Genomic DNA, 247 nt, shown 5'->3' with positions numbered 1-247 from the left:
ATCAGCTACCGTATCAATGAAACCGTTTTCAGTTAAAATGGCAGACATAGAAGTTTCCCGCAGAACGTGGAAGTTCGCCGTTTTCTTGCCGCGGTCGGCAAAATCAACGGAGCGGACAATCTCATCATGAAGGGCATTGCGATACGTGGTGGTTGGTGCTGAAACGCCAGGGTACACATAACTTTCAAAACCTGTGCCTCCGCCAGCATTAATATGAATAGACACGAAATAGTCAGCTCCCCAGCTG

The 247-nt window shown here is 48.2% G+C and carries 1 protein-coding gene; it reads right to left on the bottom strand.

Annotated elements, in window-relative coordinates:
• Positions 1-247 (bottom strand): N-acetylmuramoyl-L-alanine amidase (locus AAEY83_RS17610; protein ID WP_351061262.1); only part of this gene is annotated, 247 nt, incomplete at both ends.

Origin of the sequence: Psychrobacter sp. TB20-MNA-CIBAN-0197 (genome assembly GCF_040309765.1) — a bacterium.
GTDB lineage: Bacteria > Pseudomonadota > Gammaproteobacteria > Pseudomonadales > Moraxellaceae > Psychrobacter > Psychrobacter submarinus.
The sequence above is the reverse complement of the archived record's forward strand: the minus strand, read 5'-3'. Positions and strand labels throughout refer to the sequence as shown.